General features: G+C 61.1%; 13 protein-coding genes. 1 reads left to right on the top strand and 12 read right to left on the bottom strand.

What is annotated here, in order from left to right:
- Positions 1 to 2 precede the first annotated feature (2 nt).
- The 10 genes from E8M77_RS06105 to E8M77_RS06060 all read right to left on the bottom strand — a co-directional run bounded on the left by E8M77_RS06105 (position 3) and on the right by E8M77_RS06060 (position 19,268).
- On the bottom strand, positions 3 to 7,079 hold the full coding sequence (locus E8M77_RS06105; RefSeq protein WP_137129722.1) for a hypothetical protein: 7,077 nt from the start codon (positions 7,077 to 7,079) through the stop codon (positions 3 to 5).
- A 333-nt stretch (positions 7,080 to 7,412) separates the two neighbouring features.
- Positions 7,413 to 8,462 (bottom strand): siderophore-interacting protein, encoded by a 1,050-nt coding sequence (locus tag E8M77_RS06100; RefSeq protein WP_137129721.1) that lies wholly within the window; start codon positions 8,460 to 8,462, stop codon positions 7,413 to 7,415.
- Positions 8,463 to 8,644: 182 nt separating this feature from the next.
- Positions 8,645 to 10,252, bottom strand: coding sequence for a glycoside hydrolase family 43 protein (locus tag E8M77_RS06095; protein WP_137129720.1), 1,608 nt, complete (start codon positions 10,250 to 10,252; stop codon positions 8,645 to 8,647).
- 77 nt (positions 10,253 to 10,329) lie between these two features.
- Positions 10,330 to 11,463 carry a Gfo/Idh/MocA family oxidoreductase gene (locus tag E8M77_RS06090; RefSeq protein ID WP_137129719.1) on the bottom strand — a complete coding sequence of 378 codons (1,134 nt, stop codon included), beginning with the start codon at positions 11,461 to 11,463 and terminating at the stop codon, positions 10,330 to 10,332.
- 22 nt (positions 11,464 to 11,485) lie between these two features.
- Complete coding sequence (locus E8M77_RS06085; RefSeq protein ID WP_137129718.1) at positions 11,486 to 12,247, bottom strand: sugar phosphate isomerase/epimerase; 762 nt, start codon at positions 12,245 to 12,247, stop codon at positions 11,486 to 11,488.
- 45 nt (positions 12,248 to 12,292) lie between these two features.
- Positions 12,293 to 14,725 (bottom strand): glycoside hydrolase family 2 protein, encoded by a 2,433-nt coding sequence (locus E8M77_RS06080; RefSeq protein ID WP_137129717.1) that lies wholly within the window; start codon positions 14,723 to 14,725, stop codon positions 12,293 to 12,295.
- Between the two features lie 196 nt (positions 14,726 to 14,921).
- Positions 14,922 to 16,010, bottom strand: a complete 1,089-nt coding sequence (locus E8M77_RS06075) for an ABC transporter ATP-binding protein (protein WP_137129716.1) — start codon at positions 16,008 to 16,010, stop codon at positions 14,922 to 14,924.
- Between the two features lie 5 nt (positions 16,011 to 16,015).
- Positions 16,016 to 16,960, bottom strand: coding sequence for a carbohydrate ABC transporter permease (locus E8M77_RS06070; protein ID WP_170975766.1), 945 nt, complete (start codon positions 16,958 to 16,960; stop codon positions 16,016 to 16,018).
- Entirely contained in the window at positions 16,953 to 17,855 is a 903-nt protein-coding gene (locus E8M77_RS06065; RefSeq protein ID WP_137129715.1) for a sugar ABC transporter permease, read from the bottom strand. The genes E8M77_RS06070 and E8M77_RS06065 overlap by 8 nt, the downstream gene beginning before the upstream one ends.
- A 177-nt stretch (positions 17,856 to 18,032) precedes the next feature.
- Positions 18,033 to 19,268, bottom strand: a complete 1,236-nt coding sequence (locus E8M77_RS06060; protein WP_137129714.1) for an ABC transporter substrate-binding protein — start codon at positions 19,266 to 19,268, stop codon at positions 18,033 to 18,035.
- Between the two features lie 406 nt (positions 19,269 to 19,674).
- On the opposite strand from E8M77_RS06060, the gene E8M77_RS06055 reads away from it, so the two are divergent.
- Positions 19,675 to 20,724, top strand: a complete 1,050-nt coding sequence (locus tag E8M77_RS06055) for a LacI family transcriptional regulator (protein WP_137129713.1) — start codon at positions 19,675 to 19,677, stop codon at positions 20,722 to 20,724.
- Between the two features lie 13 nt (positions 20,725 to 20,737).
- Here the strand turns inward: E8M77_RS06055 and E8M77_RS06050 are convergent, their stop codons facing one another.
- Together E8M77_RS06050 and E8M77_RS23845 are read right to left on the bottom strand one after the other, a co-directional pair.
- Positions 20,738 to 22,171 carry a methyl-accepting chemotaxis protein gene (locus E8M77_RS06050; protein WP_246659142.1) on the bottom strand — a complete coding sequence of 478 codons (1,434 nt, stop codon included), beginning with the start codon at positions 22,169 to 22,171 and terminating at the stop codon, positions 20,738 to 20,740.
- A 220-nt stretch (positions 22,172 to 22,391) separates the two neighbouring features.
- Positions 22,392 to 22,556, bottom strand: a complete 165-nt coding sequence (locus tag E8M77_RS23845) for a hypothetical protein (RefSeq protein WP_170975764.1) — start codon at positions 22,554 to 22,556, stop codon at positions 22,392 to 22,394.
- Between the last annotated feature and the right edge of the window lie 123 nt (positions 22,557 to 22,679).

The raw sequence follows: 22,679 nt of genomic DNA, 5'->3' as shown, positions 1-22,679 counted from the left end.
CATTACCCCAGATAGGCGGCAATCACGGCCGCCACCTGATCGGGGCTCAGTGATGCCATCTGCGAATCCATCAGCGCATTCAGCTGCGCGCTGCTGAGATGGGAAATATCCTGCGTCGACAGACCGGATACGCCGCGCGAATTGAAGGACACGATATCCTCGGTCGAGAAGGTCGCAAGGCTTGCATCGCTCAGCGCCGCCACCTGGGCTGCGGTCAGCGCACCCACCTGGGCCGGCGTCAACGCTTCCGCCTGCTCGGTCGTCAGCGAGGCAATGGCCATGGTGCTCAAGCCGGAGATGGCACTGGTGGAGAGCAGCTTGATCTCTTCGGTCGAGAAGCTGGCGATATCATCGGCACCCAGCGCTGCCGCCTGCAGGGCATTCAGCGCACCGAGCTGGGCGGTGGAGAAGGCCGCGACCTGCTCCGTGCTCATGGCCAGGACCTGATTATAGCTGAGCGAGCCGACCTGGGTTGGCGAGAGTGCCGCGATTTCCGTCGTAGACAGCGATGCGATGACCGCCGTTGACAGGCCCTTGATCGAGGTCGGGCTCAGAACCGCCAGTTCGGCGGTGGTGAAGGTGTCGATATCATCCGTGCCAAGTCCGGCCAGCGCGTCTGCGCTGAGGACTGCCAGTTGATCCGTCGTGAAGGCATCCACTTGGGCAGAGCTCAGCGCCGCCATCTGGGCGCTGGTCAGGCCCTTGATGCCGCTGGTGTTCCAAGCGGCAAGTTCCTCGGTCGACAGCGCGGCGATAAAGCCGGTGGACAGCGCCTTGATCGCATCCGAATTGATAGCGGTCAGTTCTGCAGTGGTGAGCTTTGCCAGATCCTCACTGGCCAGACCCGAAACACCGTCGGAGCTCAAGCCCGCGATCTGGCTGCTGGACAGCGCATCGATCTGCTCAGGCGTCATGGCGGCAACCTGCGCGCTGGTGAGGCCCGCAACCGCAGCGGCGCTGAGGGCGGCAACCTGCTTCGTCGACAGTGCCATGATCGCTGTCGTGGAGAGGGCCGCCAGCTGTTTGGAGCCGAGCGCAGCCACCTGCGCGGTCGACAGCGTGCCCAGCTGTTCGGTGTCGAGCGCTATCAGCTGCCCGGTTGACAGGCCCGACACGCCAGCGGTGCTCAGTGCCGCAATCTGGCTGGTGGAAAGGGCTGCAATCGTGCCAGTCGAGAGACCAGCAATCGCGTTCGAGCTGATGGCGGCAATATCGGCTGTCGAAAACGTCTCAAGCTGCGCGCTGTTGAGCACCGCGATCTGCTTGGAGCTGAGCGCAGCCACCTGATCCGGCGTCAGTGCCTCCACCTGCCGCGTATTGAGCGCGGCGATCTGCGCGGTCGAAAGCCCGCCAATGCCGGCAGCGCTCAGCACCGCCACCTGTTCGGTGGTCAATGCGGCAATCGTTGCCGTGGAAAGGCCGGCGACGGCAGACGAACTGATCGCCGCGATGTCCTTTGTCGAGAACAGTTCGAGATCCTCGGTTGCGAGCACGGCGATCTGGGTCGAGGTCAGCTGCGCCACCTGATCCGGCGTCAGCGCCTCCAGCTGGTCGGGCGCCATGGCGGCAATCTGGTCGGTCGAGAGGCCGGCAATGCTTGCAGTCGCAAGCGCGGCTACCTGGCTCGTTGACAGGGCAGCGATATCATCCGTGCCAAGCACGGAAAGCTGTTTCGAGCTCAACGCACCAAGCTGACCGGTCGTCAAAGCCTCGACCTGTACGATGCTGAGGGCTGCGATCTGGGTTGTCGAGAGCCCGGTGATCGCGTCCTTGCCAAGGGCGGCGATCTGGTCATGCGTCAATGCGGCGATGGTGCCTGTGGAAAGGCCGGCCACGGCGCGCGAACTGATGGCGGCGATATCAGCCGTGGAGAAGAGCGCAAGGTCGTCGGTGGTCAGGGCGCCGACCTGGGTCGAGCTGAGTGTGGCGACCTGCGACGATGTCAGTGCCTCGATCTGATCCGCGCTCATGGCAATGATCTGCGTAGTGGTAAGGCCTGGAATGCCGGCCGTGCCAAGCGCTGCCACCTGAGCGGTGGACAGAACGGCGATGTCGTCGGTGCCAAGCGCTGCCACCTGGCGCGAGGTCAAGGCCGCAACCTGGCCGGTCGTCAGCGCATCGACCTGATCTGTGGTGAGCGCCACGATCTGGCTGCTGGTGAGGCCGGCAATGCCCGCCACGCCCAGTGCCGCCACCTGTTCGGTCGAAAGGGCCGCAAGCGTTGCCGTTGCAATGCCGGTCACGGCACTGGAGCTGATCGCCGCCATATCGGCAGTGGAGAAGGTTTCCAGATCATCGGCGCCAAGCGCTGCCATTTGTGCGGAAGAGAGAGCAGCAACCTGCGCCGAGGTCAGCGCCTCCACCTGAGCCGTGCTCATGGCGGCGATCTGCGCCGTCGAGAGGCCGGCAACCCCGGCTGCGCCGAGTGCGGCAACCTGCTCGGTCGAAAGCGTGGCGATATAGGCGGTGCCAAGCGAGGAAATCTGCCGTGAGCTCAAGGCGGCCATCTGGGCCGTTGACAGAACGGCCAGTTGCGTGCTGCTCAGGGCGGCGATCTGGGTGGTGGAAAGCCCGCTCAGTGCCGCAGCGCTGAGCACGCTGACCTGTTCGGTCGAAAGTCCGGCAATGGTTGCGGTCGAGAGTCCGACAATGGCGTCCGAGGTAATGGCGGCCATATCAGCGGTCGAGAAGACATTGAAGTCGTCGGAACCGAGTGCTGCAATCTGCTTGGAATTGAGGGCGCCCACCTGCGTGGCGTTCAAGGCCTCCACCTGATCGGTGGAAAGCGCCGCAACCTGCGCGCTCGATAGGCCGGCAAGGCTCGCCGCACTTAAGGCCGCGACCTGATCGGTGGAAAGTGCTGCCATATCGTCGGTTCCAAGGACTGCCACCTGCGCGGAGGTAAGCGCTGCGACCTGTCCCTTGCTCAGGGCCTGGATCTGGCCCGAGGTGAGCGCGCTGACCTGTCTGGTCGACAGGCCCGATATGCCGTTGGCGCTCAGGGCGCCGATCTGACCGCTGGATAGCCCGGCGATGACGGCTGTCGTCAATCCGGAAATCGCATCGGCGGTGATGGCCGCCAGATCCAGCGTGGAAAAATTCGCAATATCATCGGCACCGAGAGCACCAAGCTGGGCGGAGCTCAGAGCCGCAACCTGCGCCGTGGTCAGCGCTTCGGCCTGAATTGTGCTGAGCGCTGCCATCTGCCGCGTGGTCAGACCCGACAGGCCGCCGGTGCTGAGCGCCGCCACCTGATCGGTCGAGAGGGCTGCGATATCCTCGGTCCCAAGCGCGGCAATCTGCAGGGAGGTCAGCGCCTTTACCTGCGCGGTGCCCAGCGCCTGCGTCTGCGCCGTGGTCAGCGCTGCCATCTGGCCGGTGGACAGTCCGGCAATGGCGGCCGTGCTGATGGCGGCGATCTGGTCGCTCGACATGGCGGCAATCGCGGCCGTGGAAAGCCCGGCAATCGCCGTTGCCGAAATGGCTGCCATATCCTTGGTCGAGAAGGAGGCCACGTCACTCGTCGTGAGGGCAGCCAACTGCGTGGAGGTCAGCGAACCGACCTGCGAGGGGGTGAGAGCCTCGGCAAGCGTAGTGCCGAGTGCTGCAATCTGCTTGGTCGACAGGCCGGAAATGGCGCTGGTGGACAAAGCGAGCACCTGCGTCGTCGTGAGCGCCCCAATGGCTTCCGAGGATAGACCCGCAATGGCGCCGGATGTCAGCGCTGCAATGTCCTTGGTGGAGAAGGCGGCCATATCGGCCGAATCCAGCGCGGAAAGCTGCGTGGAGCTCAAGGCCGCAATCTGCGCTGGTGTCAGCGCCTCCATCTGGCTGGAGCTGAACACGGTGATCTGGCGTGTCGTCAGGCCGGATATGCCGCCTGCGCTCAGAACCGCAACCTGCGTTGTCGACAGGGCTGCAATATCATCCGTTTCAAGGGCCGCCACCTGCTCGGAGGTAAGCGCCGCCACCTGCTTTGTGGTGAGGGCCGCCACCTGGCCAGTGCTCAGGGCCGCCATCTGCTTCGTCGTCAAGCCGGCAATGGCTGACGTGCCCAGTACGGCGATCTGATCGGACGACATGGCCGCAATCACATCCGTCGACAGACCGGCAATGCCGCCGGCGCTTAAGGATGCAATCTCCTGCGTCGTGAAGGTTGCGATATCAGCGGCATCGAGTACAGCCACCTGAGCCGAACTCAGGGCGGCAATCTGGGTCGTCGTCAGCGCTTCCATCTGCAGCGAGGTCAGCGCGCCGATCTGCTGCGTGGTGAGGCCCGCAATGGCCGTGGTGCTGAGCGCCGCCACCTGGGTTGGCGTCAGCGCGGTGATATCGCTCGTGCCAAAGCCCGGCATCTGGCCGGAACCAAGGGCGGCCGCCTGCTTGGTGCTGAGTGCTGCGATCTGCGTGGTGCTGAGCGCCTCCACCTGTTCGGAGCTCAAGCCGCGGATGGCGGAAGCGCTGAGGGCCGCCACCTGATCGGTGCTGAGGCTTGCAAGTTCGGTGCTGCCAAGGCCGACGACTTGGGCCGATGTCAGCGCCGCCATCTGCCTTGTGCTCAAGGCGGCGATCTGGGTTGTGGTCAAAGCCTCCATCTGACCCGATGTGAGGCCGCGCACCGCAGCCGTGCTGAGGGCGCCAATCTGGGCGGTCGACAGAGCGGCAACCGTTTCGGTGGAGAGGCCCGACAGAGCGCCGGAGGACAGAGCGGCGATCTCGTCCATGGTAAAGGTCGCGAGATCCGTGGCATCCAGGCCACCAAGCTGGGTGGAATTCAGGGCGGCGATCTGCGTCGAGGACAGGGCCTCGACCTGCGTGGAGGACAAAGCCTCCATCTGCGCCGCTGTAACCGACCGGATGGCAGAAGTGTTCAGGGCGGCAATCTGCGCCGTCGACAGGGCGGCAACGGCTTCCGTCTTCAGGCCCTGCACTGCGCGCGAATTGATGACGGCGATGTCGGCGGTCGAGAATGTGGCAATATCGCTCGCATCCAGGGCTGCCATCTGGGCGGAAGACAATACGGCGACCTGCGCCGTGGTCAGCGCCGCAACCTGGCTGGTGCTCAGGGCTTCAACCTGGCTCGCGGTCAGGCCGGTTACACCCTTGGTGCTCAGCGCCGCAATCTGCTCGGCGCTCATCTCCGCGATGTCTTCGGTGGTGAGAGCTGCAACCTGGGCAGCCGTCAGGGCCTTCACCTGCGCGGTGGAGAGGGCCGCCGCCTGCTGTGTGGTCAGCGCCGCAATCTGCGTCGTCTTCAAAACAACCAGGCTTGCCGTGCTGAGCGCCACAACCTGGCTGGTCGTCAGACCCGCCATGGTTTCGGTGGTCAGGCCCAGAATGCCCTTGCTGCTGATCGCGCCCATGTCGGAGGCCGAGAATGTCGCAATGCCGTCAGGCCCCAGTGCTTCGATCTGGCCGGAGCTCAGCACCTTTATCTGCGCGCTGGACAGAGCCTCGATCTGCTCGGTCGACATGATGGTGATCAACGCCGTCGACAGGCCGGCAACAGCACTGGTGCTGAGCGCTGCAACCTGGGCCGTGCTGAGCCGTGCCATATCTTCCGTGGAAAGACCCGCCGCCGACTTGCTGGACAGAGTGGCGATTTCTTCCGCTGTAAACGTCGAAAGATTGTCGGGACCAAGGGCCGCCACCTGCGCCGAGCTCAAGAGCTTGACCTGCGCTACCGACAGCGCCTGGGCCTGGGCGGTGGAGAATACCGCCATCTGTGCCGTCGTCAGGCCGGCAATGGCAGCGGTCGCCAGAGCGGCAATCTGCCCGGTGGTCAGGGATGCAACCGTATCGGTGGAGAGGCCGGCCACGGCCTTGGATGTAATGGCGGCCATATCGGCCGCCGTGAAGGTTGCCAATCCATCGACGCCGAGCGCTGCAAGCTGCGCTGCGCTGAGCGCGGCCACCTGCTGCGCCGATAGTGCATCGGCCTGGGCCGTGGAAAGCGCGGCCATCTGCAGGGTGGAAAGACCTGTCACGCTGGAGGTGCTGATGGCTGCGATCTGCGCGGTCGACAGACCCGCCACGATATCCGCGGAAAGCGCCTTTACCTGCTTTGCCGTCAAGGCCTTCATCTGCAAGGTCGAGAGCACATTCATCTGGTCGGAGGAAAGACTGGCTACCTGCGCGGTGGTCAGACCCGACAGTGCACCGGCGGTCAGAGCCGTGACCTGCGTTGCCGAGAGGCTGGCAATCACCGCCGTGGAAAGACCGGCCACCGCCTTGCTGCTAATGGTGGCGATCTCCGAGGCATCGAAGGCAACCAGCTGTTCTGTCCCGATCGCCGAAACCTGCGTCGAGCTCAAGACCTTGATCTGCGTGGTGGAAAATCCGTCCATCTGGGCGGGGGTCAGTGCCGAGATCTGCGCGGTTGTCAGGCCTGGAATGGCAAGCGTGCTGATGGCGCCAATCTGTGCCGTTGACCAGGTCGCAAGCTGCTCGGTAGTCAGGGCTGCCAGCTGCTTCGACGTCAGCGCACGCACCTGATCCGCCGAAAGGGAATCGATCTGCGCAGTGGACAGCGCGCGCAGCTGCGCCGTCGTCATGCCGGAGACAGCATTGGCGGTCAGCGCACCAAGCTGCGCGGTGGACAGGGAGGCGACACTATCCGTCGTTAGGCCAGCGATCGACTTGCTGGTGATGACGGCAATATCGGCACTGGAAAACGTGGCAATATCATCCGGGCCAAGGGCTGCAAGCTGCACCGAACTCAAGGTCCGCACCTGCGATACCGTCAGCGCCTCGGCCTGAAGCGTGGAGAAGGCGCCGAGCTGCTTGGCGGTCAGCGCCGCGATCTGGTCGGTGCGCAGTGCTTCCACATCAAGCTTGTCAAGCACGGCCAACTGATCGAGCGTCAATCCGACGACGGCGCTCTTGGCAATCGCGCCAAGCTGATCTGTGCTGAGAACATTGACATCTTCCGTATCCAGTGCCGCGATCTGGGCAGAGGTCAAAACCTGCATCTGCTTGGTCGAGAGCAGCGCCACATCTTCCGTGTTCCACGCAGCAACCGCCGCCGTGGACAGCGATCTAATCTGACTGGTGCTCAGGGAAGGAATGACCGAGCTCATACTGGAAACCCTTGATTGGTAATCAAAATTCGTTCTTCAACTCAAGCATAGCAGGCCATGCTGTCGTCCATGCAGCAAGCCTGCACATCGATCGGCAACAGCCATTCCCCTGCCCCTGAAGCCGGTCGCAGAACCCACCACCTGCCATAGGACAGAGCAAGGCATAGCCAGACTGGCTTGCCCGAAGCTGATATCGGATGCGGTATTCATCTCTGGATGAAAGAAGAACCATGTTCGTGCGAAAGACAAAAAGGGGTGCTTGCGCAGAGAACAACGCTACGGCAACATCGGGCAGCCGGTAGACCAGGTTTTATACGAGAGAAGAACGTTCGCTCAGCGCTGCCAGTAGGCTGATACGTATTTGCGCGTGCCACGCGTCTTCAGCTGGGATGCAAGCGCCTGACGCAACCGGGTAACACCACCCTTTTCTGCCGCGACCCAGAGAAAGCCGCCCTCTTCCTCCGCCATGCGCTGAACAGCCAGATCGGCAATTGGCAGGCCGTCACCACGCTTCAACCAGTGGAGCACAATGCCATCGGGCGCGATAACGGGATAATCCGACGGGATTCCGTTTTCCGATTCGAAGTAAGCTTCGCCTTTCGCATGCGGTGAAAGATTCTCGAGAATGCGCGCCATGGCCGGGAAGCCCGTCTCATCGGCAAACATATAGACAAGTTCTTCATCCAGCTGGCCGCTACCGCCCGGCCCGGTCATGCCGATGGTGACCCCGAGCGGCCGGGTGCGCAGCCATTCGGTCACGCGCCCGCCATCATGCAGATAGACGTCAAACACCAGCAAGCCTGCCGCCGCATCGCAACTGCGCGCCGTATAGACGGGGCGATGCAGCGCATTTTCCCCCTGCGGCCATATCGTCTGGCCATCGGCATCCAGGCTTGGCCAGGTGACATCTGCGAGACCCGCCGGCGGCAGGGCTAGGCGAAAATGGATGGACTGGCTGGTATAGTCGTCAAGATCGTGGCTCTGCAGGGTCACCCGCAGGAAGAGCGGACCCAGCGGCTGGAGATCAACCACGGTTGCGAAACGGAAATTCTTTGGCAGGCTACCGGCCGGTGCGGCATCTGACCATTGCAGGCCCCGCATCAGTTGCGGCACCGCTTCGGCCAGATGCACGATGATCGCGTCCTTCAATTCCGACAGAAAGGACTCGCTCGGCGCGCTGATCTCAAGCCGCACACCCTCTCCAGTGGCAAAGGCGCTGACATCACCAAAAGCGGTGCGACAGCGCACAGCATCCCCGGTATCGGTCACGATGGGAAGGTCATGCTCAGCAGCCTCTTCGATCAGCGTCTGGCGCAGAGAAGCAAAGGTCAGGCTGGAGATTTCGGCACTGGCCATGAAGTGGGGAAGGGTTGCATCGGCCATGGTTCGGATCTTTCGTCTCGCAAGAATTGGGTCAAGCCATGCGCATGGATGTGCGACTGCTTGCTGTAGCCGGCGAAAAACAGCCGACTACACGACGCTAGAATAGATGATAATTTCAGTCAACTATAGGCTCACGTCGCTAGGCGCGCAATCTGTGCTGTCCGCTCCCCTTCAAGCCAAGGCTACAAGCCCTCGTAGACAAAATGGTCGAAATCGGCAGGCTTTGCCCGCCCGGTAATGTCGAAGGCGACCATGCCTGCAAAGGCGCCGGTAAACGAACCATGTTCACCGCGGCCACCTTCGTCGGAAATCACCCCTGCATCCAGCACAGGCCCGATGGGCTGCCAGTTGCTGCCCTCCCCTGACCGGGTAAAGAATTGCAGGTCATTCTCCCGCACCTCCAGGGCCAGATGCACGGGACCATCGGCCACGGCCTCTCCGCTTCCCACCGGAAATTGCATGCGACCATGCGGGAAATCGCCGGGGCAGGTGAAGATGGTCACCACACGACCAAGCTTCTCATGCAGCGTGACGACCAGTGCATGGAACTTGTGGCGATTGTAGTAATGCGTCAGCCCCGCCACCTGCTGATAGGTTTCCGGCTGAAATTCCAGCACGGTTTCGGCCCGAAAGCTGTGATGTTCCTGCCGGCGCGCCACCAGCGCCTGCTCGAACCAGGAGCCGATGCTTTCGCGCCCGTAAAGCCGCAAATGGCCGGGGCACTGCGTCAGCGAGAAGATCCGCTCCGGCTCGGGCGTGCGCAGCCACTGAAAATCATCCGGCAGCGCCGGGCCGTGGAATGCATAGGTTACGCGTGCCGGCTTCACCTCGGGCACGGCATCCGTTGGCGCCTCCACCTCCACAGCCGGCACCACGCCACCTTGGGCGAGATAGAGCCAATCGTCGCGCCAGACGCATTTCTGCAGGCCCGTTTCGCGCCCCAGCGTGCAGCGACGCTTTGGCGCAAGCGGCCTGCCGCACAGATGCGTATGGTAAGCCTCACCTTGCGGTGTCTCGACATACTGCCCATGGCCGGCCCTTTGCAGAACGGCTTCCGGATTGTCCTTGGAGGTCATCAGATGCATGTGCGGATGCATCTCGTAAGGCCCATCGATAAAGCGAGAGCGTGCCATGGTCACGGCATGATCATAGCCGGTGCCGCCTTCGGCCGTCGTCAGATAGTACCAGCCATTGCGCTTGAAGAGGTGCGGCGCCTCGACCAGCCCGAGCGGACTGCCGGGAAAGATATTGGTGATCGGGCCTTTCAGCCTTTGTGTCTGCGCATCCCATTCCTGCAGCAGGATACCGTCAAATGCCGGATGCTTGGGTGCCCCGCCATAGCTTTCCGTGCGGTGGTTCCACTGCATGTTGACGAACCATTTGCGCCCGTCCTCATCATGAAACAGCGAAGGATCAAAGCCGGAGGAATTCACATAGACGGGATCGGACCATTCAGCATCGATCGTCTCTGCCGTCACGATGTAATTATGCGCATCCTTGAAGTTTCCATCAAGGCGCTTCACATCGGTATAGACGAGCCAGAACAGCCCGTCCGCATAAGACAGGCAAGGCGCCCAGATGCCGCAACTGTCGGGATTGCCGCGCATGTCGAGCTGGCTCTTGCGCTCCAGCGGACGGCGCACCAGCCTCCAGTTGACGAGATCGCGCGAGTGATGGATCTGCACGCCCGGATACCATTCGAAGGTGGAGGTGGCGATATAGTAATCCTCGCCGACACGGCAGATGGATGGGTCCGGGTTGAAACCCGGCAGAATGGGATTGCGGATCATCCGATGCTCCTCCTCACGATTGTCCGGTCCTGCACAGCCGGCCGCGCCTTGTCCCCAAACGCGGCCGACCGGCGGTCTCAGCGCAGAAGCGCAAGAGCCTCTTCGATACCCAGTGCGGCCGGTTGGGTGCAGGTCGTGACCATATCGACGAACCGCCCCTCCTCGCCGGATTTCAGAATACCGGTCATCACATCGATGCCATGCAGCGTGCGCTCCAGCGAGCAGCGCGGATCGCGCCCGTCGATCAGCGCCATCGCCATGTCGGCAAGGCCTGCCGTGCGGTAATTGGCGCGCGGCCCGCGCGGGCTTTCCTGGTTATCCTTGCCGAACGGATGATCCCATCCTGCCAGCGGCTGGATATCCATGTTGCGGCCGGAGGCTTCCACCGTGCCGCCGAAGAAATTCGGATCCGGCACGAAGATCGAACCTTCCGTACCATAAAGCTCCATATTGGCGTGGCGATGCGACCAGACATCCCAGCTGGCCGACAGCGTGATCGTCGCACCGTTTTCAAATTCCAGCAGCGCATGGATATTGGTCGGCGTTTCAACCGGAATGGTCTGGCCAGCCAGCGGCTGGCTGGTGATGGTGCGCGTTGTGCTTGCCATGGAAGTGAGCGCACACACACGCTTCACCGGCCCGATAAGGTTGATGAGATTGGCGATGTAATAGGGGCCGAGATCGAGGATCGGGCCGCCGCCGGCCAGGAAGAAGAAGCCGGGATTGGGATGCCACATTTCCATGCCGGGGCTCATTACATGGCAGGTCCCAGACGTGATGCGACCGATGCCGCCCTCATCGATATGCTTGCGGGCCAACTGGTGCGAACCGCCCAGAAAAGTATCCGGCGCGCAGCCGATGGCCAGCCCCTTGGCCTTGGCAAGCGCCCGCAACTCCTCGCCTTCTTCCAGCGAAAGAACCAGCGGCTTTTCCGAATAGACGTGCTTTCCGGCCTCCAGAATGGCCTTGGACACGGCAAAATGCGAGCCGGGAATGGTGAGATTGACGATCACGTCGAGCGCATCATTCTCAAGCAGGTCCTCGATGGACTGCGCCGCAATGCCATATTCCGTGGCGCGCAGTTCGGCGGCACTGCGGTTGAGATCCGCGCAGGCCAGCATGTTGAGGCCGCGAAGCAGCGGCGCCAGCGAAAGATAGGTGGTGGAAATATTGCCGCATCCGAGGATGCCGACGCCGAGTTCCTTGGCCATGGGATTTTGCCTTCAAAAAAAATCAGTAGCTGTCAAAGGAAGCGATCGACCGCATGATCAGCCGGTCGAGATCTTTGGGATTGTCGTGTTCAACGACGAAATGCTTGGCCGGCGTCTTCTTCAGCGCCACCATCAGGTCTGCCCAGGGCACCGTGCCGTGGCCAACATCCGCCCAACCATCCTCGTCGGCATTCTCGCCTTGTGGCGCGATATCCTTCACATGCACGGCGCGAATGCGCTTGCCGTAGCTTTCGATCCAGGCAAACGGATCGGCACCGCCGCGGATCACCCAGGCGATATCGGCCTCCCAGGCCAGATCCGGCCCGCCGGCAAAGATTTGCTCCTGCGGCGTGGAACCATCGGCCAGAGTCTGGAACTCGAAATCATGATTGTGCCAGCCGAACACAAAGCCCGCATCCTGGAAGGACTTGCCGGCTTCGCCTAGCCGCTGGCCAAAGGCGCACCAGCCGCTCGCATCGCTGGGCCGCTGGTCGGGCAGAAGATAGGGGCAGTAAATCGCCTGCATGCCCAGCGTCTTTGCGATCTTCAGCACCCGCCTCGGCTCCTTTTCCAGCATATCGATGCCGAAATGGCCGGTCGGCATGGTGAGGCCCGATTCGTCCAGATCAGACCGCAGGGCCTGCAGCGCCGGCTCGTCCATGGCACCGTAGATGCCGCCATAGCCTTCCACCTGTCCGTAACCCGCCTGCGCCAGTTTTTTCAGGACCTCGGACAGAGGCGGAAAGTTGCGCGCGCTGTAAAGCTGGAAACCCAATGTCGTCATGTCGTCCTCCTGGGCCTATTCCGCCCCTCTTTTGAACTCGAAAACTCAGCCTGCCATGCAGCAGGATTGCAGGTCATAAATGCGAAACTCAGGCACGCCGTCGCAAAGGCCGGCGGGCATAAATGTGATGCGCCGGTTCTCGCCAGCGGCAAGGTCGAAGGCATTGTCTGAAAAACGGCCTGGCGTTTCGGTCTCGATCATCACGAACAGCGCAAGGCCTGCCGCCTGCATCAGAATGTCGAAGCCGCCGTCTGGTGCAGGCGAAATACTCATCGTCAGCTGCGCCGGCAAAAGATCGAGCCCTTTATAGGTGCCGGGCACATGATGCCCCTCGCCGCCCATGCCGTTGCTGGCGGTGAAGCGCCAGGAGAGCAGGCAGTCCGGCGGAATGTCGCAGACCGCAATCGTCGCAACACTCACTGCCGCATCCGGTGAGCAGACGGCATCCACGTCTTTCAACGTCCGGCGCTCACCAGCCAGCGTCAGCAAGGACAGGGCAAGGCTGACCGTCACATCCTCTGGCGTATCGTTGACCAGCGACATGGTGATGTCGCAGCCATCCTCGGAGGGAATGGCGGCCATCGCAACGGGCTGGAAAAAGCGGCGTGCCATGTAATGCAGCACTTTCCAGCTGCCGCCATGATCGAGGCTCGACCAGGAGGCCACCGGCCAGGTGTCGTTCAGCTGCCAGTAGAGCGTGCCCATGCAATGGGGTTTCAGCGAGCGCCAGTAATCGACGGCGGTCTGGATGGCGAGCGCCTGCTGCACCTGGGAGAGATAGACGAAATTTGCAAAGCCTTGCGGAAAGCGGAAATAGCGGAACATGGTGGCCGCGATCCGTTCGTTGCCACCGACATTCTTCTGGTGCAGTTCCATCACCGGCGAGGCAATGTTCATGTCGCTTTCGCTCGCATAGCTGCGGATGACCGGTAGCGAGGTATAGGACTGGAAACCGAATTCCGAACAGAAGCGCGGGCGCACCTTGCGATAGTCGGCAAAGGGCTTGTTCTCGTGCCAGACCGACCAGTAATGCATGTCGCCGGAACCATCAGCATGCCAGGCATCACCATAGTCCAGATAGCCGGAAGCCGGGCTCGACGGCCACCATATGGCCTGCGGTGATGCCTTTTGCAGCGCCTGCTCGATGGTGCGGTTCAGCCGGTCATAGGAGACGAGATAGCGGTCGCGGTTTTCGATGGATTGCTGAAACCAGGTCAGCGCACCGACCAGTTCATTATCCCCGCACCAGAGCACGATGGAGGGATGCGAAACGAGCCGCCGCACCTGATAATCCACCTCCTGGGCGACATTCTCGAGAAAATCCGGCGTTGAGGGGTAGAGATTGCAGGAGAACTGGAAATCCTGCCAGACCATCAGCCCCATCCGGTCGCAGAGATCGTAGAACCAGTCGGCTTCATAGAAGCCACCGCCCCAGACACGGATCATGTTCATATGGGCATCGACGGCCGATTGCAGCAGGTCGTGCGTCTTCTCCTCGCTCGCCAGCGAGAACAGCGCATCGGCGGGGATCCAGTTGGCACCGCGGCAGAAGATCTCGCGGCCATTGATGCGAAATGCAAAGCGGTTGCCCGCCTCGTCCTTGTCCGTCAAAAGCTCCACCGTGCGAAGGCCGATCTGTCGTTTCACCGTCTCGGACGGGATTTCGACCGTCAGATCATACAGCGCCTGCGCACCGCTGCCGGCTGGCCACCAGAGGCGCGGCGAGAGAATACGAAAGACATGGCTTACCTTGGTTTCACCCGGCTGCACCGCAATATCGATCCGTATCTGATCATCGCCCAGCGTCAGCACCAGCGGCACAAGGCTTTCGGCCGCGGCAAACAGTGCCACCTCCACCGTCACATCCACCTGTTCGGCCGCATGCGCCTGGCTCACCACCACATGCTCGATGCGCGCCGGCTCCAGCTTCTTCAGCGCAATCGTGCCGTAAAGCCCAAGCGGTGCCAGCGCGATATTCCAGTCCCAGCCGAAATGGCATTGCGGCTTGCGCAGCATATTGCCGTTGGGAATGGGAGAATTGGCGGTGGAATAAGGAATATAGAAAGGCTGGGCCGCCTGCCGCTCTGCCCCTTCGCGAATGCTCGAATGGAACACAATACGGATGCGGTTTTCGCCCGCCTGCAACGCCTTGGAAACATCAGGTCTGTAACGGCGAAAGCAGTTATCTGCGTGTAAAACCGTAAACCCATTGATCTCTACCGTGGCAACCGTATCGAGATTGTCGATGTCCAGATACCAGTCGCCGCCGGTCTCCGGCAGCGTGAAATCCCGCTCGATCTTCCAGTCCTTGACTGCCACCCAGTCCAGCTCTTGTTCATTGCGCCCGACATAGGGATCGACGATCGCGCCAGCTGTCTTCAGTGCCGTGTGCACATCGCCCGGAATGGGCATCGGTGCCGTGGTTTGCCCGTCCAGCGACGAAAGCTGCCAGGTGCCTGCGAGATCAAGAACAGTCATTGGACTTTGCCTTTCGGGCCATTCTTTGCGGTCAAAGGCCCCCTCTGGCTGCCGCCATCTCCCCCACAAGGGGGGAGAAGCGAGACAATCACGACATCGATGGTGGAACTGGACCGATAGCGGCTCGCGGTCTCCCCCCGTGTGGGGGAAATGGCCGGCAGGCCAGAGAGGGCATTCTGTCTGCACGGCACGACCATCAGATGCGATCTTCCGTCTCGGCATCAAACAGCGATGCCATGCTCATGTCGAAGGCCATGCGCACCTTTGCTCCGGGGGAATAGCGGCGAGCGCCGCCAATACGCACCGACATCAGGTGTCCCGCATGGTTCAGCCACAAAAGATTATCGGCCCCCATCGGCTCCTCGATATCTACAATCGCCTCGTGCACCTCGCTGTGCATGATATCGCTATCAACGGCGATATGCTCCGGCCGCACGCCCAACACGACCTTGCGCCCGGCCTTCAACGGCTCGGATGTCTGATAGCCTTCCAGCGAGAAACTGGTACCATGGGTGCGAAAGGCCGCACGACCGCCTTCCTCAACTATTTCGCCAGAGAGGAAATTCATCGAGGGCGAGCCGATGAAACCGGCAACGAACAGGTTTTTCGGCTTGTTGTAGATAACGATCGGATCATCCAGCTGCTGGATGACACCACTTTTCATGATGGCGATGCGATCGGCCAGCGTCAGCGCCTCGATCTGGTCATGCGTCACATAGATCATCGTGTTCTTCAACTGCTGGTGCAGCCGCTTGATTTCGACGCGCAGTTCCGAGCGCAGCTTGGCATCGAGATTGGACAGCGGCTCGTCAAACAGAAAGACATCGACATCGCGCACCAGCGCCCGGCCGATCGCGACGCGCTGGCGCTGACCGCCGGACAATTCCGCCGGCTTGCGCTTTAAAAGCGGGCCGATCTGCAGGATTTCCGATGCTCGCGCCACGCGCTTGTCAATTTCCGCCTTTGGCACCTTGGCCACTTGCAGGCCGAAGGAGAGGTTCTTTTCCACGCTCATCTGCGGATAAAGCGCATAGGACTGGAACACCATGCCGATGCCGCGATCCTTCGGCTCTTCCCAGGTGACATTGCGGTCCTTGATGAAGATCTGCCCTTCCGTCGGCTCCAGCAGGCCGGCAATGCAGTTCAAAAGCGTGGACTTGCCGCAGCCCGACGAGCCAAGCAGCACGATGAACTCGCCATCGTGAATATCGAGGTTGAGGTCTTTGAGAACCGTAACAGCCCCGAAGGATAGGGAGAGGTCACGAATGGAAACGCTATTGGCCATGGAAATCAGCCCTTTACTGCGCCGGCGGCAATACCGCGGACAAACAATCTGCCGGAGACGAAATAGACGATGAGGGGCACAGCACCGGTCAGCAGCGTGGCGGCCATGTTGACATTGTATTCCTTCACCCCCTGAACGGAATTGACGATATTGTTGAGCTGCACGGTCATCGGATAGCTGTCGGGGCGGGTGAACACGACCCCGAACAGGAAGTCGTTCCAGATGCCGGTCACCTGCAGGATCATCGCCACGACGAAGATCGGCAGCGCCATGGGCAGCATGATGCGGAAATAGATCTGCCAGAAGCCCGCGCCATCAATGCGTGCCGCCTTGAACAGTTCTTCCGGCAGCGAGGTGAAATAATTGCGAAACAGCAGCGTCAGGATCGGCATGCCAAAGATGGTGTGGACGATGACGAGGCCGGTCAGCGTGCCGTAAATGCCCAGTTCCCTCAGCAGGATGACGATTGGATAGATCATCACCTGATAGGGAATGAAGGCGCCGACGATGAGGATCGAGAAGAACACGTTCGAGCCCTTGAAGCGCCAGTTGGCAAGCGCATAGCCGCTGACCGAGGCGACCGCGATCGACACGGCGACGGAGGGCACGAGAATGCGCACCGAGTTCCAGAAGCCGCGCGAAAGCCCATCGCAATTCAAGCCGGTACAGGCGCTGGACCAGGCCTTTGCCCAGGGCTCGAAGGTAATTTCCACCGGCGGCGAGAAAATATTGCCCAGGCGGATTTCGGGCATGCCCTTCATGGAGGTGACGATCATCACGTAGAGCGGCAAGAGATAATAGAGAGCGGCCAGGCCCAGCAACCCGTAAAGGATGATGTTGCGGCGCGACAGCATACGGCGGGGCTTGCGGCCGCTCGGACCGGACCCAAGCCTGCCCGACAGGGCGTCGGGACCGGAAGTGGCGGACTGGAGAGCGCTTGAATTAGCCACGCTTCCTTCCTCCAAATTCAAGATAGGCCCAGGGGATGATGATGATGGCCACCGTCAGCAGCATCATGGTCGAGGCGGCAAAGCCCTGGCCGAGATTCTGTGCCTGGAACATGTAGTCATAGACGTATTTTGCCGGCACTTCCGAGGCGATGCCCGGTCCGCCGCTCGTCTGCGCCACCACCAGATCATAGACCTTGACGATGCCGCTCGCGATGATCACCAGCGTGGTGATAAAGACCGGTCGCATCATCGGAATGACGATGAAGATGTAGGTTCTCCACATGGGGATGCCATCGACGCGCGAGGCCTTCCAGATATCCTCGTCAATACCGCGAAGACCGGCCAGCATCAGGCACATGACCAGCCCCGTGCCCTGCCACAGGCCGGCTATCAGCACGCCATAGATGACGATCTCGGGATTGTAGAGAGGATCGAATTCAAATGTCGTCCAGCCAAGGCTGCGCACGACGGATTGCACGCCATATTCCGGGTTGAGGATCCATTGCCAGACCAGGCCCGTGACGATGAAGGACAGCGCAAAGGGGTAAAGGAAGATCGTTCGGAAAGTGTTTTCGAAGCGGATCTTCTGGTCCATCAGCGCCGCCAGCAGGAAGCCGATGGCCAGGCTGAAGATCAGCGACAGAATGCCGTAGATCGCCAGATTCTGGATCGAGATGATCCAGCGCGGGGCAGCCCATAGCCGCTCATACTGGTCGAGCCCGACAAAGGACAGGCGCGGCAAAAGGCCAGAACGCGTGAACGAGTAAAGCACTGTCCAGATCGTGCCGCCGAGAAACACGCCAACGGCGATCAAGATCATCGGGATGGAGGCGATCTTGGAATTCAGGTTTCGAAAGAGCTGGCTTGGCCGGCCAGCCGGCACATGAGACCGCATGCGGCAGGATCCTCCTCATTGGCTGCAATTTTAGGCCCCAACCGTGCCACAGGCACAGAGCGGACCGGACAGCGGCCGCATTTCAGCAGCCACGATCCTTGCGGGCGCCATGCCTTCCATCGCTTCGGCATGGCGATCCGGCAGGCGCAAACACCTGCCGGTGCCGTCAAGACATTGTCAGTCGGCAGAGGCGATGATCGCGGCAAAGCGCTTCTGCGCATCAACCGGTGTCATCGAGGGCTTAGCGAAGAATTCGGAGAACAGATCCTCGAGCTGCTTCTGGGTATCGGCGGAAACCAGCTGGTTGACGCTTCGCACCACATTGCCCTTGGCAAGGATCTCCAGACCCTTCTTCATGCAGTCATTGGCCGCGGCAAGATCGATATCGCCACGGATCGGCAGCGATCCCTTTTTCAGGTTAAAGGCCACCTGTACCTTCGGGCTGACAATGGTGGAGGCCAGAGCTTCCTGCGCCTTGGACTTTGCCGCGTCCTTTAGAACGGGGAAGTAGAAGGCATCGCCATCGGTCGAGATCACTTCGTTCACACCCAGGCCCGGCAGGCAGGTATAATCGACTCCGGCCTTCTGCTTGGCGAGCGCAAACTCACCCTGCGCCCAGTCACCCATGATCTGGCCGCCAGCCTTGGCGGTGATCACCATATTGGTCGCCTGGTTCCAGTCCTGCACATTGCTGCCCTTGGACATACGGCGCGCATCGTCGGCAGCCTTGAACACCTTGGCGATCTCGGGACCGGCCGCGACCTTTTCGTCCTTGTCGGAGAACACCTTCTCGAAGGTGGGCTTTCCGGCAATGGCGATCATCAGCACGTTGAAGGCGCCGGTGCTCTGCCAGGGCTGGCCGCCGATGGCGAGCGGAATAATGCCCGCCTTTTCAAGCGCCGGTGCCGCTGCGACGAACTCGTCCCAGTTCTTCGGCACGGCAACGCCTGCCGTCTTGAAGGCGGCATTGGACAGCCACAGCCATTGCCAGGAATGGATATTGACCGGCGCGCAATAGATCTTGCCGTCGATCGTGCAGCTGGCAAGCAGGCTGGCCGGCTTGATGATGTCCTTCCATTTTTCCTTTTCGGCAACCGCCGTCAGGTCGCGCATCATGCCGGATTTGGCCAGTTCCTCGGCCTGGCGGCCATGGTTGAACTGGGTGGCACCCATCGGGTCGCCACCGGTAATGCGGCTGATCATGATCGGGCGGGCGGTGCCGCCGGAACCGGCGATCGCGCCATCGATCCATTTGTTGCCCGTGGCATCGAAGGCCGTGGCGAGTTCCTTCACCGCCGCCGCCTCTCCGCCCGATGTCCACCAATGGGTTACTTCCAGGTCCGTCGCGCTTGCATGAACCGCAGGCAGCATCACACTGGCCACGAGTATCGCTCTCAATGCACGCATATTCATGAGTCTCCTCCCTCACTGAAACGTTGCCGTAAAAAAGCTATGCCAAGTTCACCGACGACGCAACCTCTAATCCTTGTAAAATTTTTTAACCTATAGACTTTCCCTCAATGATTGTGGTCAACTTGAGAAGCCGCCCTGGGAGAACTTCGGATCAAAGTTTTGGTTTTTATACTTTTTTCGCGATTTTTGAGAAGGTCTTTATTTCGCAGTTGCAGCATCACCTGTGCGTTTGCGTTGTACAATCCAAAATTGATCGGACAGGACTGCGCCGTGAAAGCCCACTCGACAAAGTCACTGCAACGTTACAGTTATGAAATTTGGGAGAGGGTTAGACCGCAGGGGGCGCACTGTTTCCACGTCACGCCGGAGGAACTATAGTCGGTCGCTTGGAATCGGGTGAAGACGCATGGATGACAGCATTATCTCAAAGCCGCTGAGGCAGCCGGCATCGGGCGGACGTCCGACATTGAAAACGATCGCCTATATGACCGGGCTTGGCATCACGACCGTATCGCGGGCGCTGAAGGATGCGCCGGATATCGGCGCCGATACCAAGGAGCGCGTGCGGCTGGTGGCGGCACAACTCGGCTACCAGCCCAATCGGGCGGGCGTGCGCCTGCGCACCGGCAAGACCAATGTCATTGCGCTGGTGCTGTCCATCGAGGAAGAGCTGATGGGCTTCACCAGCCAGATGATGTTCGGTATTTCCGAGGTTCTGGCAGGCACCCAGTATCACCTGGTGCTGACCCCGCATGCGCACCAGAAGGATCCGATGGTGCCGATCCGCTATATTCTCGACACGGGCTCGGCAGATGGCATGATCATTTCCCGCACGGCGCCCGATGATGCGCGCGTCATGCTGATGAGCGAGCGGAACTTCCCCTTCGCCACCCATGGCCGCACGGATATGGGCATCGTGCATCCCTATTATGATTTCGACAATGAGAGCTTCGCTTTTCAGGCGGTGGAAAGGCTTGTCTTGCGTGGGCGCCGGCGCATTGCGCTGCTCGCCCCGCCCTCCAAGCTTTCCTACTACCTGCACACGCGAAACGGTTTCGAGCGGGCGCTGGCCCAATTCGGCGCCACCGAGACCGCCATGGGCCGCCTGACCAGCGAGGCGCCGCTTGATGATGTGCGCACCCATATGGAGGCGCTGATGCGCTCGGCCGATCCGCCGGACGGCATCATCTCGATCAGCGGCAGTTCCAGCATCGCGATGATTGCCGGGCTGGAAGCGGCGGGCAAGCAGCTGGGTGTCGAGGTCGATCTGGTGTCAAAACAATCGGCCGAATTCCTCAACTGGATCCGCCCCGAAATCCACACGATCAACGAGGATGTCCGCCAAGCCGGCCGTGAACTGGCAAAGGCGGTGATGGCCCGCATCGATGGCGTGGCGCCTGAACTCTTGCAGAATGTCAGCCGGCCCACCTGGTCGGCCATGGCGCCAAAGGCATGAGAGCGCACGGGTTTCAGGCGCGGATGGCCAGCCGCATGCCGCCCCAGTGCCGGCCATTGACGCTGATCGGTGCCGAAATATCCTTCATCAGCACGAACTGCCCGCCGCCCATATCGCGGCGATAGGTCTGCAGCAGAAACGGCGCATTGCTGCGACCGGCTGCAAGGCCGACACGATCGTTGAAAATGCGCCGGTTGCGACAATTGGCCGTATTCCAGGTCACGTCACCGGAACGCTGCGGCTGCGAGAATTTCTTGTTATGGGTCGGCAGGTAGCCATTCTCGTCGATGGCGGCGCAGAAGGCGATGCGCTCGTCGCTTGCCGCCACCCGCTCCTGCAAGGGCGGCAGCACGGCATCGGTAAAGTCGGTAAAGCGTGCGAGATATTGCACCGGGTCGGATCCGGCAATCGGCCGATATCGCCGGTCAAACAGCGCGCCCATATCGATACGGCCGCTGCGCACCGCCTCTTCGAACAACCGGCTGACCTCGCCGGCAATCTGCATCACGCTGTTGATATAGGGTGTATCGGGGGTTTCGAGGCCGGCACTTGCGGTGGCTTGGATCATCCTCTCGGAAATCGTCACCACTTCACCAACGCGAGCAGAGGCCTTCTGCAACTGGTCATTGGATTTCAGCACTGCACCGGCAGTCACGGCAATCGTGCCGGCAAATTCGCTGCATTCGCGATCGACGCTTTCCGTGGTTTGAGCGAGCGCCGAGGCGCCGTCCAGAATGCGCGCCATCACCTGTTCCACCTCGTGGAAGGAGCCCTGCACGTCCATGGCCGTGGATTTCACACCCTCGGCAGAAACCCGTGCGCCCTCGCCCGCGATGATCAGTTTTTCGATGCGCTGGCTGAGATGCAGCAAGGTCTGCTGGATCGACGATGTCGTTTGAGAGGTCTGAAGCGACAGAGCACGCACTTCGGAAGCCACCACGGCAAAGCCCTTGCCAGCATCTCCGGCCCGCGCTGCTTCGATAGCGGCGTTCAACGCCAGAAGATTGGTCTGGCGCGCGATCGTGCCGATCTCATCGGCAAGCCGGCCAACATCGGCAAGTGCGGCGGAAAACGAGCGGATTTCCGTGCCTATATCCTGCGATGCCGTGACCATGTGGTCGATGGCGTGGATGGAACCATCCAGTTGCTTGGCCTGCTCGCCCAGCACGGTGCGTGCGCTGCTGGCCAGTTTGTCGGTTTCGCCCAGCGCCTGCGCCACCTGACGGTTGGCTGCCGCAATGGATTGCGCCGAACCCGTGGCACGGGTCAGAAAAGCGGTCTGCTCGGAGGACTGTGCGGCTGTATCCTGGATCGTTCCAGCGATATCCACCAGATGCAGACCGAGCGCCGAAGCCTCCTGGGCCAGCTTTGCGACCGCATGGCGAAGCGCCTCATCACCGGGTGTTTTCGTGTCTTGATTGTCTGTATTCTGTGCAAGCGCGTTCAACACGTCCTCCCGCGGTTTGCGAAAGAATGCTCCAACATGTTTAACGGCAACTTAAGGGCGTAAAAAAGCGGCAGATATGCCAAAGTATGCTTTTTGGCTTTGCATCGCCAACAGCACCCCTTCTAAAAGGCGTGATCTGCGGGGCTTTGGGGCACGCGCATACACCTCCCCATTGATCGCTGCCCGGCCCGCCTGAATGCGGGCCAGCCAGCCGGTCACATTACATGTTGTCGAATGCCTTGGGGTCGATGCCAAGCGTCACCAGGTCGCGCGACTGGGGCTTGCGACCACCTTCAACGGCGGCGGAAGCGGCAGCGGCTGCACCGAAAACAGCGATGGCACGACCGATAAAGCCACCGCGCATGCTGTTGATCTTCGTAGACATGTTCATCTCCTTTGTGATGCCCTAAATATGGGATTCGAGGCGGGTTTCCGCAACGCACAAGGTTCGATGGGAGCCATGCAAGAGGTGCATGACCCGACATCGGAGCTTTACCATTTGGTAATT

Origin of the sequence: Rhizobium sp. FY34, from assembly GCF_005222845.1 — a bacterium.
GTDB lineage: Bacteria > Pseudomonadota > Alphaproteobacteria > Rhizobiales > Rhizobiaceae > Neorhizobium.
Note: the sequence above shows the minus strand (reverse complement) of the source record. Positions and strands in the feature narration are given on the sequence as shown.